8 protein-coding genes and 4 pseudogenes are annotated in these 13,814 nt (G+C 68.6%); 7 read left to right on the forward strand and 5 right to left on the reverse strand.

Features of this window, described 5'->3' with window-relative positions:
• Nucleotides 1–11: 11 nt before the first annotated feature.
• The 3 genes and pseudogenes from ACH4TV_RS32775 to ACH4TV_RS32785 all read left to right on the forward strand — a co-directional run.
• Nucleotides 12–152, forward strand: a complete 141-nt coding sequence (locus ACH4TV_RS32775; protein WP_398404506.1) for a hypothetical protein — start codon at nucleotides 12–14, stop codon at nucleotides 150–152.
• A gap of 235 nt (nucleotides 153–387) precedes the next feature.
• Nucleotides 388–897 (forward strand): transposase family protein, encoded by a 510-nt coding sequence (locus ACH4TV_RS32780; protein ID WP_398404606.1) that lies wholly within the window; start codon nucleotides 388–390, stop codon nucleotides 895–897.
• Between the two features lie 35 nt (nucleotides 898–932).
• A pseudogene (locus tag ACH4TV_RS32785) lies at nucleotides 933–1,265 on the forward strand (transposase); the annotation flags it as partial.
• On the opposite strand, the pseudogene ACH4TV_RS32790 reads toward ACH4TV_RS32785, so the two are convergent.
• From ACH4TV_RS32790 to ACH4TV_RS32800, 3 genes and pseudogenes are all read right to left on the reverse strand, one after another.
• Nucleotides 1,148–1,974, reverse strand: a pseudogene (locus tag ACH4TV_RS32790) (ISAzo13 family transposase); the annotation flags it as partial. The pseudogenes ACH4TV_RS32785 and ACH4TV_RS32790 overlap by 118 nt on opposite strands.
• Before the next feature lie 122 nt (nucleotides 1,975–2,096).
• Nucleotides 2,097–3,656, reverse strand: a complete 1,560-nt coding sequence (gene ltrA / locus ACH4TV_RS32795) for a group II intron reverse transcriptase/maturase (RefSeq protein WP_398404508.1) — start codon at nucleotides 3,654–3,656, stop codon at nucleotides 2,097–2,099.
• A 468-nt stretch (nucleotides 3,657–4,124) separates the two neighbouring features.
• Nucleotides 4,125–5,111: pseudogene (locus ACH4TV_RS32800) on the reverse strand (ISAzo13 family transposase); the annotation flags it as partial.
• Nucleotides 5,112–5,149: 38 nt separating this feature from the next.
• Between ACH4TV_RS32800 and ACH4TV_RS32805 the strand changes: the two are divergent.
• The 3 genes from ACH4TV_RS32805 to ACH4TV_RS32815 all read left to right on the forward strand — a co-directional run bounded on the left by ACH4TV_RS32805 (nucleotide 5,150) and on the right by ACH4TV_RS32815 (nucleotide 7,739).
• Nucleotides 5,150–6,022: an IS701 family transposase gene (locus ACH4TV_RS32805; protein WP_398404608.1), complete on the forward strand. Its 873-nt coding sequence runs from the start codon at nucleotides 5,150–5,152 to the stop codon at nucleotides 6,020–6,022.
• 336 nt (nucleotides 6,023–6,358) lie between these two features.
• Nucleotides 6,359–7,495: an IS30 family transposase gene (locus ACH4TV_RS32810; protein ID WP_398404610.1), complete on the forward strand. Its 1,137-nt coding sequence runs from the start codon at nucleotides 6,359–6,361 to the stop codon at nucleotides 7,493–7,495.
• Nucleotides 7,496–7,511: 16 nt separating this feature from the next.
• Entirely contained in the window at nucleotides 7,512–7,739 is a 228-nt protein-coding gene (locus ACH4TV_RS32815; protein ID WP_398404510.1) for a hypothetical protein, read from the forward strand.
• A 69-nt stretch (nucleotides 7,740–7,808) separates the two neighbouring features.
• Here ACH4TV_RS32815 and ACH4TV_RS32820 read toward each other — a convergent pair whose 3' ends face one another.
• A complete protein-coding gene (locus ACH4TV_RS32820) occupies nucleotides 7,809–11,627 on the reverse strand; it encodes a helix-turn-helix domain-containing protein (protein WP_398404612.1) in 3,819 nt (1,272 codons plus the stop codon).
• 301 nt (nucleotides 11,628–11,928) lie between these two features.
• Here ACH4TV_RS32820 and ACH4TV_RS32825 point away from each other — a divergent pair, with 301 nt between their 5' ends.
• Nucleotides 11,929–12,747, forward strand: coding sequence for an NPP1 family protein (locus ACH4TV_RS32825; protein ID WP_398404512.1), 819 nt, complete (start codon nucleotides 11,929–11,931; stop codon nucleotides 12,745–12,747).
• Between the two features lie 251 nt (nucleotides 12,748–12,998).
• Here ACH4TV_RS32825 and ACH4TV_RS32830 read toward each other — a convergent pair.
• A pseudogene (locus ACH4TV_RS32830) lies at nucleotides 12,999–13,152 on the reverse strand (ATP-binding protein); the annotation flags it as partial.
• Between the last annotated feature and the right edge of the window lie 662 nt (nucleotides 13,153–13,814).

Below are 13,814 nucleotides of genomic sequence, written 5' to 3' on the forward strand. Positions count from 1 at the left end.
CCTTCGACTCGATGCCCGACACACGCGTACGGCGGGGCCGGTGGTACTCGCTGACAGCGATCCTGCTGCTGTGTGCCCGCGCGGTCGTCTCGGGAACGAGGAGCATCGACGAACTGGCAGAGTGGGTAGGCGTGCCGCGAACGCACTCATGACACTGATCGGGATCCAGCGCCACCTGCTCAGGCGGCGGCGCACTCCTTCGGCGGCCACGAGCAGCCGTGTTCTGAGGGCTGTTGACGGTGACGCCCTTGACCGGGCGGTTGGCACCTACCTGGCCGACCGGCACCGTCGCCGCCAGCGACAGACGGATGTCGTCGAAAAACCAGCGCAGGATCACTACCGACTGGCACCGACCGCGTCTCCGCCACCGGTCCCAACCGCGCGGACCTGTGGTGGTCCGGAAAACACAAGCACCATGGCGGGAACGTGCAGGTCATTGCCACTCCGGACGGCTGGCGGATCTGGATCTCCCGGTACGGCACGGCCGTGAGCACGACACCGACCCGCGCCCGCCACCACGGCCTGACCGACGCCCTGGACCGCATCTCCGCTGAACCGGGCATACCGGCCCTGGTCGACCTCGGCTACGAGAACGCCGGCCCCGGCTTCCGTCACCCCGTCAAGAAGCAAGCAGGAGGTGAGCTGACCGAGGCCCAGCAGACCTACAACAAGGTCATCCGGGGCATCCACGGCTGCTGTGAACGACTTCTCTGGCCCCATGGGAACGACTTGGGTTCTAGTACTCCAGCAGTACTTCGTGGCTTGACCTGGGGAAACGTCGAGCGGTGGGAGTGTAGTGGGCGGGAAGTCGTCACGGACGGCTTCTGCCCGCACGTCCCTCGAAGGAGTGCCCCCGATGGCAAGGTCGCCCCGGGCCTGGGAAGCCTCGGGTCGTGATCACCGAACAGGCAGCCGAGACCTGGGACCGCAACCTGGACCACCTCTTCACCACCATCGGGCGCCACTTCGGCCGTGTCGAACCACGCCGCCGCATGCGGGACTACGTGCGCGCACTGCTCGCCCCGGTGGCCCGCAAAAACAGCTGGCAACTGGCCGAACACGCTGGCCACGCCACCCCGGACGGACTGCAGCACCTGCTCTCCCGAGCCCGCTGGAACCCCGACGACATCCGCGACGACCTGCAGGCCTACGTCGCCGAACACCTCGGCCGCCCCGACGGTGTACTGATCATCGACGACACCGGGTTCCTGAAGAAGGGCACTACATCCGCCGGAGTCCAAAGGCAGTACTCCGGCACCGCCGGGGCCCGTACTTCAATAACTGTCAGCGGCGGGTTTCCGCGGGGGTTGTTCGGGCGTGTAGTTGTTCCAGTGTGCGGGCGGGCGATCCGGGTATCGGCGTGACGAGGATCCGATGCAGGTCCAAAAGCCGTTTTGCGTCCTGGTACTGGATGGACAGGTTGGTGCGGTTGACGCCCAGCAGTTGAGCCAGGAACGTCATGGTCATCGCTCTGCGGCGGCGGAGGATGGCTGCCAGGAGCCGGTGGGTGTGGTCCACGCTGCTGGTCTGTGGGTGGCGGTAGGTGCGCGGGCGGTGGAAGCGTCGCTGGAATGCTGCCTCGGCCAAGGCGTCCCAGAAAGGCTCCGAGACCGCCACCAAAGACTCGAAGGCGGTTCGTGACATGCCGGTCAGGGCCGGATCGGTGAGCATCGCGGTCAGGGCTGGGTCGGTCCGGTGTGTCGTTGCCAGCGCGTCTGGCGCTCGCGGTGGAACGGGAGACAGTGTGTAGTTCCAGTCACCGTGGAAGGTGTTGGGTGTGATCGGAAGGGCGTGGAACTCGGCGGGTGTGACGCTGATGCCGAGGTCGTAGCTGCCTGTGTCCAGTTCGGCCCCGATGGTCAGGCCGGTCTTGGTTGTTGTGGCGGCGATGGTCTCGAGGACGACCTGGTAGCTGGTCAGCGGCCGCCCCCGCCAGTTCGCGGTGATGTGACAGAACATCCGGTGGTGAAGTCGGCCCGGGGCGCGGTCTCGTCTTTCGATCGAGCCGTTTCCCCGGAGCCGCTTCCCGCACCCGGCGTGCCGCTCTCACGGCACCGGGCGCTCCACAAGTCCCGTTCAGCCATGGACAGTTGTCTTCATCCGGTGGTCGGCCAGGGTGAAGGGATGACCGTTCCCCGGTATCGGTAGCGCGTGGTGCGCACTTTGCCGGGATCGAACAATGTCCGTTCCTCTCCTGATGGCCACCAACCTCCACCGCAGTAGCGGCGGCGGAGGTCCTTCCTGTTGATCCGGTGGTGTTTGCGGCGCAGCCATTTCATGACCTGGCTCCATGTGTACGAGCTGAGGTACTGGAAGGTCGCGCTGGACACCCCGGGGCGGAAGTACATGCACCAGCCGAACAGCATCTTGTTGATCTGGATGAGCAGTTCGTCCAGCGGCAGGCCGGTGGCTGTTCCGCGGCGGATCGTCTTGACCTTGTCCATCGCGGCCTTGAGGGCCTTGCGCGAGGGATAGGTGTAGACGTAGCTGCGGCTGGAGCCCCGTTTGCGGTGGCGCTGGATGTGCCACCCGAGGAAGTCCAGCCCCTCGTCGATATGGGTGATCAAAGTCTTCTCCACGGACAGGCGCAAACCCATCGTGGACAACACCTCCGCGATCTCCTCGCGCAGAGCTTCGGCGTCGTCCTTGGTGCCGGAGACCATCAGGCACCAGTCGTCCGCGTACCTGGAAAGCCGGTAGTTGGGGAGACCTTGACGACGTCGCTTGGCCCTCGCCCAGGGCGTGGACCCCGGCCCTCCCGGTGACTGGGCGATGTACTCGTCCAGGACCGACAGCGCCACGTTGCTCATCAACGGCGAGAGAATCGAACCCTGTGGGGTACCGGCGGTGGTCTCCCGAAGCAGGCGATCCTCCCCGAGGATGCCCGACTTCAAGAACGCCTTCACCATGGCCAGGACGCGGTTGTCTCCGACGCGATTGCGCACCCGATCCATCAGAGCGGAGTGTGAAATCTCGTCGAAGCAGGCTTTGATGTCACCCTCCACGATCCACTCATATGACTTGGACGTGAAGAAGCGCACCTCGGCCACCGCGTCATGAGCCCGGCGGTTCGGACGGAACCCGTAGGAGCACGGGAGGAAATCCGTCTCGAAGATCGGCTCCAGCACCAGCTTCAGGGATGCCTGCACCACCCGGTCCGCGATCGTGGCGATCCCCAGCCGGCGCAACTTGCCCCCCGGCTTGGGGATCATCCGCTCCCGCACCGGCAGCGGACGGAAACTACGGTCCTTGATGCTGTCCCGCAGCCCGCCGAGGAACTCCTCGACGCCCGTCCGCTCCACGATGGAGGCCGCAGTACGGCCATCCACCCCGGCGGTCTTCGCACCCCTGTTGCCCCGCACCCGATCCCACGCGACCAGCAGGAACGCGGGATCGGCGACAAGGTTGAACAGATCCTCGAACCTGCGATGAGGATCATCACGGGCCCAACGGTGCAGCTTGGTCTGGATCTCCAGTACCCGTCGCTCCGCCACATACGTGGCGGCCTCAAGTTCGTCGGTATTCACCGGCGAAAACCTCCTGGTCTTCCAGTACTTCGGCCACTGACTTGCTGGCCCCCTTCGCCATGTGCGCACCTCTCGTGCGCTCGGACTACTACGGGGCCTCCGCCACGTCCTGGAGCCGTCGGCCGACAACGGGCCTGCCCACCGGCTGACTGGATGTCAGCCGGGAAGGGCGCCTCCAGCACGCTTCCCACGTTCACCACTCTCCGGTCGACGAGTGAGCCGCCCAGCTCTACCCCGACAGCATCGCCACACCTACGCCGCAGGCATTCAGCGTGGCCTCCTCACCAGCATCGAAAGACCGGCTTCGAAGTCGCCGCCCACGAGAAGGCGGCGTGCGCTGCACCCGGCCCATATCCTCCAGATTGGAGCCGGTGGAACACTTACGGGACGTCAGGCACTGGTTCCTCTCGTACGGCGTCTCGTCTTGCTTGCCGGACACGCGCCGTCTGGAAGTACCGACGCGCTCCGTCGTTGTCAGGGCTGCTCCCACCTCTCCGTGCGTCTCCACGGATCGGCTGCCCTCAGCTTCACCGGGCTGCTGCGACAGCCCGGCGGCAGGGTTCTTTCACCCCTGCCCGGTAACAGTGACGCCTCGTGGCGCACCTCTATCTTGTTCCACTTCGAAGTTCCCGGCGGTAGGTGACAGACCGTGATCTCCAGGCCGCTCTCTCGTGCGAAGGTGGCAAGGTTGCTTTTCCAGGTCCAGCGGCGGGGGTCGTTGGAGCCGCCGGAGTCGGCGGTGATCAGGAGCCGGGTGGCATTCGGGTGGTCCGTTCGTCCGCGGTGCTGCCACCAGCGTCGGATGGACTCCACCGCGAACTGGGCGGTGTCGTGGTCGGTGCCGACGTTGACCCATCCGCTGTTGTTGGCGATGTCGTAGATCCCGTAGGGGATCGCCATGGGCTGGTCGTTGGTGGTGAACGTGTGGCAGTCCACCTTGATCGCGTTCTTGCCCGGGCGCCAGGTGCGACCGGGCCGGTCCCGGTTGCCGAGCCATTCCTTGGCCTTGGTGTCGACGCTGATCACCGGCTGGGCATCGTTGAGGAACGCGGCGGCGGTGGCATTGAGGTGGGTGAACTGGGCATCGCGGTCCGGATGGCTGATGCCCTCTGTTGTCTTCGCGGTTCCCTGCAGGCTGTAGCCCAGGGTGTGCAGCAGGTGTCCGACGGTTGAAGCGCTGACCGGGTGGCCCTGTGTGGTGAGGGTCGTGGCCAGGGCCCGTAACGACAGCGTGGTCCACCGCAACGGGGAGACGGGGTCGCCCCGGGTGTGCGGCTCGATCAGCGACTCCAGCGCGGGCAGCAGACCAGGGTCGGTGTCTGTCAGCCGCTTGCGGCCCGCGCCTGGAGCCCGGACCCGCAGGGTCGGTGAGGGGCAACCGGCCAACTCGGCCATGCCTCGCGCGATGGTTGCAGTGCTGGTGCCGGAGGCGGCGGCGACCCGGACGATTCCGCCGCGGCCGAGGGCCGTCGCCTCACTGGCCAGGTACAACCGACGGCGGCGCTCATCGAGGTGCGGCAGGATCTGATCGAACTTGGCCCGCAGAGCACGAGCGGCAACGCGGCCTGACAGACACGGGGTCATATCTCAGACTCCCACCAACACCCCTCTGCCGAGCACTTATTGAAGTACGGGCCCCCGGCCGCACCGAGAACTGCCAGATCGGCGTCTTCGCTGCCTACGCCTCCGCCCGCGGCCGGGCCCTGGTCGACCGCGAGCTCTACCTTCCGAAGACATGGACCGAGGACCGGGAACGCTGCCGCACCGCAAGGGTCCCCGACGAGCGGGAGTTCGCCACCAAGGGGGAACTGGCCCGGCACATGGTGCTGCGGGCCCTCGCCTCGACGCTGCCCATCGCCTGGGTCACCGCGGATTCCGCCTACGGTCAGGACAACCGGTTCCGCCGGCTGCTGGAGCAGTCGGGTGTCGGCTACGTACTGGCAGTCCCCAAGTCCCAGTTCAGCGTGGGCTGTTCACGGATCGAGGGTCTGTTCGCGCAGGCCCCGGACGAAGCGTGGGAGAAGATCTCCTGCGGCAACGGCGCGAAGGGGCCCCGCGTCTACCACTGGGCGGCAGTGCGGCTGCCGGCCGTCGCCGAGTTCGACTATCAGGGCGAGGTCCCCCACCGGATGCGATGGGCACTGGCCCGGCGCAGCATCAGCAAGCCCCACGAGATCGCCTACTACCTCGCCTACGCACCCCTTCAGGTCACCGTCCAGGAGCTGGTGCGGGTCGCCGGCACACGCTGGGCGATCGAGGAGTGCTTCCAGGCCGCGAAGAACGAATGCGGCCTGGACCAGTACGAGGTCCGCCGCTACACGGGCTGGTACCGGCACATCACCCTGGCCATGCTCGCGCACGCCTTCCTGTCCGCCACGGCACACCAGCTCTCGGAAAAGGGGGCGGAACAGATGAGGCACCCGGGGTCATCGGGCTCACAGTGGCGGAGGTTCGGCGACTCCTGGCAGCTTGTCGGGCCCTACCCCCGCACCTGAGCGGACACCGCAGACGACACCACGCGCTGAGCTGGTCGAACTGGCGCCGCCAACGCCAAGCAGTCGCCCGCCGCTGTCACTACTTGCGGCGTTGTCGCACGATCGAGGGGCGGTCTCCGTGAGACCGCCCCCGCACGCTTGAAGTCCCGCTACACTCCCGCCACCCGGCGAAAGACCAGGCCAGACAGCGAAATCCTGCTGGAGTACTAGAGGTGGTTGCAACACCTGACCCTGCGGGGTGTTGCGATGGCCAAGCCGCGGCGAACATCGAAGAAGCGCGGACCTGCTCCGTTGGCGGACAAGCGTGATCATTACCTTCGCCTCATGGCGCAAGGGATGAGCAACTCGGCGGCGTGCCGCGAGGTGGGGATCAACCGCAGGACCGGGACTCGCTGGCGGTACGGACGCAAGGAAGTCGACCAGACCGGGCGTGAGCGTGTCTACGCGCCGATCACCGAGGAGCGGCATCGCGACGGGACCTCAGACCGGTTCCTTGCCGAGGACGAGCGGCTCGTCATCGCCGATTTGCTCCGGTCCGGGAACTCGCTGCGCGCGATCGCCCGGGAGCTCGGCCGGAGCCCGGCCACGATCAGCCGGGAGGTGCGGCGCAACAGTGACCCGCGCACCGGCAAGTACCACCCCTTTCAGGCGCAGCGTCGGGCGGCCGTGCGCCGGGCCCGCTCGAAGGAGGGCAAGATACGGCGTGACCCGGAGCTGAAGGAGTTCATCCAGCAGCGTCTGGACCGGCGGTGGAGCCCGGAGCAGATCTGCCAGGCCCTGCGCACCGCTTTCCCGGACGATCCCGAGCGGCACCTCGCGCACGAGACCGTCTACCAGGCCGTCTATCTGCCGCACCGCGGCGGCCTGGAGCGCACCCCCGGCGTCCTGCGCAGCGGCCGGCCCGCTCGCCGCCGACGCCGCCGGCCCGACGAGCGCGCCACCCGCTTCATCGACCCCGGCACCCTGATCAGCCACCGCCCGGACGAGCTCAACGACCGCCAAATAGCAGGCAGTTGGGAGGGCGACCTGATCGTCGGCAAGAACAACCGGTCCGCGATCGGCACCCTGGTCGACCGCTCCACCCGCTACGTCAAACTCCTCCACCTGCCCGGTGGCCGTGGCGCCGAGCAGGTCCGCGACGCGCTCGTCCACGCCCTCGGCGACCTCCCCGCCGAGCTGGCCCGCTCGGTGACCTGGGATCAGGGCAGCGAGATGAGCCGACATGACGAGTTCACCCGCGCCACCGGCATCCCCGTCTACTTCTGCGAGCCCGCCAGCCCCTGGCAACGTGGCTCGAACGAGAACACGAACGGCCTCCTGCGCCAGTACTTCCCCAAGAGCACCGACCTGTCCGTCTTCGGTGCCGAGGACCTGGCCTTCGTCGCCGCCGAACTCAACAGCCGCCCCCGCAAGACCCTCAACTGGAACACCCCCGCGAACCTCTTCGCTAAGCTCGTCGCAACACTGGAATGATCACCGTGTTGCGACGATGACTGGAATCCGCCCCCCGACCCGACTGATGAAGAACCTCGGCTACGGCAAGGACTACCAGTACGACCCCGACACAGCCGACGGCTTCTCCGGTGACGACTACTTCCCCGACGACATGGACCGCGAGACGTACTACCAGTCCACCCGCAACGGCTACGAAGCCCAGATCACCGAGCGCCTGCGCCACTGGGCCGCTCTACGTGCCCGCCGGCAACAACGCGGCTGACCGGCCGACGCCGCCCGGTGCGGGCGGTGTACGAAGCCGGGACCGGCACGTCAGGGACGAAGCCCCCTGTCAGGACCGGCCCGGCCGGCCACACACCCTTCTGTACGGCGCGTCAGGTACGTGCGTGCTCCACTCCGCTCTCGTCAGGTCGGTGTTGCCGGCGCGGCCGCAGATCCTGGCCACGGCTCGGCTCGCGTCGACCGTGTAGCGGCGGAGGGGGACGTGGCTGCCGGCGACGAGAAGGGTGGTGCTGTCGGGGCTGAAGGCGAGGGAGGCGGTGGGCTCACCATGGGTCGGGAGCGGGCCGCCCAGAGGCTGTTGGGTGGTGGTGTCCCAGAGCTGGATGGTGCCGGCGTCGCCGCCGACGGCGAGGGTGTGGCCGTCGGGGCTGAGGGCCAGGGCGCTCACCGCTTCGGGAGTGTCGCCGAGCGGGGCCGGGAAGACGTTGCGCAGGATGCCCGTGCGGCGGCGCATGTCGCCGTCCCACAGGGCGACGCGGCCGGTGCGGTCGCCCGCCGCCACGCGGCTGCCGTCGGGGCTGAACGCCAGCGCGCTGATGCGGTCGCCCTGGACCAGGTCCAGGGCGCCGATGCTGTCGGTGGTCTTGCGGGCCACCCGGTTGTCGCCGACGACCAGTTCGGTGCGGGGACTGAGCGCGAGGCGGGCGCTGACCAGGCCGGAGCCCGTGAGCAACTCCGTCCGTCGGCGGGTGGTGGTGTCCCACATCTCGTTCGCGGGTTCGCCGCCGGGCGGGGTGCGGGTGGTGAAGAGAATGCTGCCGTCGGGGGTCAGAGCGAGTGCGGTCACCGCCGTGCCGGACTGGGTCGAACCCACGTCCAGCGTGCTCTGTTCCCGGTCGCGGGTCAGGTCCCAGACGGTGAACCACTGTGACACGGCCCGCCCGCCGGGCGCGGTGACGCCGTAGACCAACCGGCTGCTGTCGGGGCTGAACGCCATTCGGGCGACGGTGTCCGCGGGCGCGAGCGGTGTCCCGCCCCGTCCGCCGGCGGCGGCGACCGGCGAGGGTTGGCGCGGCAGCGTGCGGACGAGCCGGCCGTTGTCGGTGGCGCGTAGTTCGAAGACGTAGCCGTCGGTCGCGCGTCGAGCGGTGATGAATCGACGGCCGTCCGGGCTGATGAGAACGGCGTCCATGGGGTGGTCACGCCAGGCGGCGGTGACGGTGGTCGTCAGGTCGAGGGTGTGGACGGTGCCGCCCTCCAGGTAGCGGAACACCGGCAGGTCAGGGTCCCAGGCAGGACCACCGTGCGGGTGCTGGTTGTTCAGAGGGTGCCGCAGAACGGGGGCGGCCGGGACGGACAGCCGCCAGACCCTGATCTCGTCGGCGGAGCCCGCCGTTGCCAGGAACTGTCCGTCCCGGCTGAGCGACGCGTACCGCACACCCGGGTCACGGACCTCGGCGACCCGGACACCAGTACGGACGTCCCACACCCGCACCCGGTCCCCCGCTACGACGGCGAACCGTCCGTCGGCTCCGAACACCACCGCCGAGTCGGCATCGCAGACCCCCTGCTCCCGCTCCCACTTCCCGTGTCGCGCCCGGCCCCCACCGACCTCCCGGACCTGTGGCGCCTTCCCTGTCCGGCAGACGGCCACCAGCCGGTCGTCACCGCTCGGCGCAACGTTCGCCGGGGTAGCCCCCCGCGTCTCGAACAGCACGGCACCATCGGCCACGGCCCGCACGCGTACGGCGTCCGCGCCGGAGTCGGTTTCGGAGTCGGCCCCGGATGCGGAGTCGGCGTCACCCCCACCGGCTTCACCCACCACAAAGCTGCGCCCGCTCGACCCGAAAGCGATCCCATCGCGTCCCACCGCCAGCGACGCTCCCCCCGTCCACCCGCCCGCCCTGAAGTCCCACAGTCGTACGTGGCCGTCCGGCCCCGCGATCGCCAGGACGCGGGCGTCGGGGCCGGCGGCCAGGACCTCGCCCTCGGGCAGTTCACCGTGAGCGGTGCTGCGGCGGGTGCCGAGGTTCCAGGTCTGCCAGGCACGGTCGTCGACACTGAGGAGGGTGCGGCCGGAGTTGGCGAGGAACCGCTGAGAGCGGAATCCGGAGGCGGGGTCGGAGAAGGCGTCCACCTCAGGCTGGGCGAGGGAGCCGAGGAGGGCCCGGCGCGTCTCGGGCAGGGGGGCGATGCGCCAAGCGGCGACACCGAGGAGGAGGGCGGCGCGTGGGTCGGTGGTGCGCAGGCCGTCGGCAACGGCCGCGATCCGGCGTGCGGTGTTCTGGGTCCGCTGATTCCGGCTGTCGTCGTGCTGCCACCAGGCAGCGAGCCCCGCGACGAGCGCCACCGCGAGGACCGCCGAGAGCGCGCCCACCAGCACGCGGGAGCGGCGCGTGGCACGGGCGGCGGCCCGGCGTTCGGCATTTCGGGCGTCGAACGCGGCCGCGAGGAAGGCCCGTTCGGCCTCGGTGAGCGCGGGGTCATGGGGGTGGTCGGGGAAAAGCTCCTCGGTACGGGCCAGCCGGGTCCCCCGGTAGAGGCTGCCGGGGTCGTGGGCGTGCTCCAGCCAGGCGCGGGCTGCCTCGGTGAGTCGACGGTGGTGGCGCAGCCGTTCACGGTCCTGTTCGATCCAGCCGTGCAGCCGAGGCCAGCAACCGATCAATGACTCGTGCGCGAGGTGTACACCGTCCTCGTCGACCGTCAACAGCCGAGCGCGGGCGAGTCGTTCGACCACCACGGACAGGTCGGGGTGGACCCACTCCTGGAGTTCGTCCCCGGTCAGCGGGCGCCCGGTGTCGACGGTGCCCCGGCCCGGCTCGACCAGCCGCAGCAGCAACTGCCGTGCGGCGGCGGCCTGGGACTCGGACAGTTGCCCGTACACTGCCTCGGCGCTGGCCGCGATCGCGCCGTTGAGGCCGCCGGCTGCCTCGTACGCGGCCGTCGTCAGCATGCGGCCCTTGCGGCGGCGCCAGGTCTCCAGCAGGGCGTGCGAGAGCATGGGCAGCGCGCCGGGCCGGTCGAGGACCTCCTCGATGAGCGTCGCGGCCAGCGACCGTTCCACCTGGAGACCGACCGCCTGCGCGGGCCGCACCACCACCTCACGCAGTTCGTCCGCGTTCATCGGGCCGACCAGCAGCCCGGCTCGGCTCAGCGCGTTCGCCAGTTCCGCGTGTTCGCCGCAGCGGGCGTAAAAGTCGGCGCGTACGGCGATGAGCACGCGCAGCCGGGAGCCGGGTTCTCTGGCGGTGAGCAGCAGGTCGATGAAGCGGGCCCGCTCCGCCTCGTCCCGGCAGAGGGTGAACACCTCCTCGAACTGGTCGACCGCCACCCAGCTCTCCGGCTCGTCCGCCGCGGGGGTCAGCAGATGTCCGTACGTCTCGGCCGGTCGGGCGCCCGGCGTGAACACCCGCAGCACCGCCGCGCCCTCCCGCCGCGCGATGTCCGCGCGCACCCGGGGAACCACCCCGGCGCGCAGCAGCGAGGACTTGCCGCTACCGGAGGCTCCGAACACGGCGGCGAAGCGGTGCGCGGTCATCAGCTCGCACAGCTCCGCCACCATCCGGTCGCGGCCGAAGAACAGCTCGTGGTCGTCCGGCTCGAAGCGGGCGAGGCCCCGGTACGGCGCCGACGCGGCCTTCTCGTCGTCCACGGGAGCCGCCGCGGCCGCCGCCTCGGCCTCCTTCCAGTACGGCTCCCACTCGCCGGAGTCCCCGCCGCACGCCCTCACATACCCCAGTACGACCGCCAGCGAGGGCAGCCGCTCCCCGGCCGCCGCCTGGGACAGGGTTGATGCCGAGAATCCGGCATCCTCGGCCATCGCCCGGTACGAGGGACTGCCAGCGGCCCCGCGCAACTCCCGCAACCGGTGAGCCAGTAGCTGAACGGGCCCGGCCGCCGGGTCAACGGCTCTTTCCGGACGCCCCACAGACTTACCCACTTCCGACTAGTGCGGCATTTCCAACATTTACGACATTTATTGATACGTCAAGTAAGGCGGGGCCAGGAGGCATCAACATACGTAGTCCGCTGACCAGCCGAAACCCTGCGTACACAAAGTGTGGTGTTGATGACAGCGGCGGTACGCGCCGCCGAACAACCCGGAACCGTTGCCCGGATTTGAATGCCCTGGTGAAACCAGGTGCCGATCAACTCTCCGCTTGCCAGTGTCTGTCCCGCCAAGCCGGATCACCGGCGTCCCCGCGCAGAGCAAGTGGAGTGAACCCCTCATGCCTCAAGCACTGACGAAGAGCAGGAAGTCCCGCCTCGGCCGCCTCGGGCGTGTCGCGATCGTCGCGGCCAGCGCCGCTGCATTGACCATCGGCCTGACCGGCAGCGCGCACGCCTCCGTACCGACTCCCCTGCCCGAGAGCACCACCACGTTCCAGAAGCAGTTCCAGCCGGTCTTCGACTACGACGCGGACGGCTGTCTCCCGGTCGCCGCCATCGACATCAACGGCAACCTCAACGGCGGCCTCGACGACAGCGGAACCATCACCGGCCAGTGCCGCAGCAACCACCTCGGCAAGGCCAACACCTACTCGCGAGCCAAGTGCAACAACGGCTGGTGCGGGATCGCCTACACCCTGTACTTCGAAAAGGACATGATCGGCGACTACATCACCGCGGGGTCGCACCGCCACGACTGGGAAACCGTCGTGATCTGGATACGGCAGGGCGCGAGCACGCCCTACGGCGCGTCCGCCTCCGCCCACGGCAACTACGTGTTCTGGCAGTGGAGCAACGTCGCGAAGGACGGGGTCCGCGCCAAGGTCGTCTACCACAAGGACGGCGTGAAGAGCCACGCCTTCCGCTTCGCCGGGCAGAACGAGACGGCGGAGGCCTGGGGCGACGGCGGCTGGGACTTCCCCCGACTGGTCACCTGGACCAGGTTCCCGGCCGGCAACAACGGCGTGGACCTCCAGGCCCGGATGCAGAACGCCACCTGGGGCGACGCCAACTTCCCGCTGAAGGACGGCCGCTACAACGACGAGCTCAACGCGGCCAAGCCGTCCGGCATCGCCTTCGACCCGTACAGCGCCGGCTGACGGCACGCGAACGGCCCGCCCGGTGCGAGGCACCCGGCGGGCCGTTCGTTCGGCTTGTGGACGGACCACGGCGGGACAACCATGCCGACCGGCTGCTCGCCCTCGCGTCGGAGTGGCTGTAGCCAGCGCCGTAGGCGGTCCTGCCGCTGTGGGACTCAGCCCATGGGAAGTGCCCGACGAGGTCACCGTTGGCGGACCTGGCCGCCCGTTCGATGCACGAACCGATGGTTGTTCTCCAACCTCGACGGACGTCAAGTGGGAAGTGCGGAAGGCAAAGCAGCGCCAATAATGGGCTGTTCGGCCCACGGTCTTCCCGCGGTGCCCATAGCGGCTGCCCCAACGGCTGGTGAGCTGGGCAACGAGGAACAGACCGCGACCGCCTTCGTCAGTCGTGCGTGCTCGCCGAGGTGGCCCAGTTCCTCGGCATCAGCGACCAGACGAGCCGTCGCCTTCACACTCAACAACAGGCCCCGCAAGACCCTCAGCCGGAAGACACCCGCCGAGGCCCTGAACGAACACCCTCCACCGGCGCCAGCGCCAGCCCCACATCGTCCGCGGCTACTTCGTCGGCCCCCACGTCCGCTACACCCTCGAAGAGAACCCTTTGAGTTTCTGATCAATAGGCACCCGGGGCCGTAGCCGGGGACGGCATGCGCCGAAATCGGCAGCCTGCTGCCAGGTCATGGGGAATTCCGGTGCGCCGTACCCCCGTGCTGCTCCGGCCCGAATGACAAGATCCGGACCATATCCGGGCCAACAGACCACGACAGGTGTCGGCGGTCTCCGTTTGCGCAGCTCAAATGGCACGCAACCCGCGTACCACCAGCAGACGAAGAACCTGCTGTCCGCCAAGGTGGAGTCAAGCCGCTTCCCAAAGAGCAGGCGGTTGTCTTCGTCGCGACCGATACTGGTGCGCTGTAGTGCAACTGGCCTGCTCCTCTGCCAAGTGGGAGCGAGTCATGACCGCTGTGGAGGCACTGCACACCGCCTCTTCGGATCTACTCTGAACGGCGAAGTGACCAACACGATGCCATCCTCACTACTGCCTGGTCACCGCCGACAACTCG

The sequence above is a fragment of the Streptomyces sp. NPDC020898 genome, assembly GCF_044333925.1.
Lineage (GTDB): Bacteria > Actinomycetota > Actinomycetes > Streptomycetales > Streptomycetaceae > Streptomyces.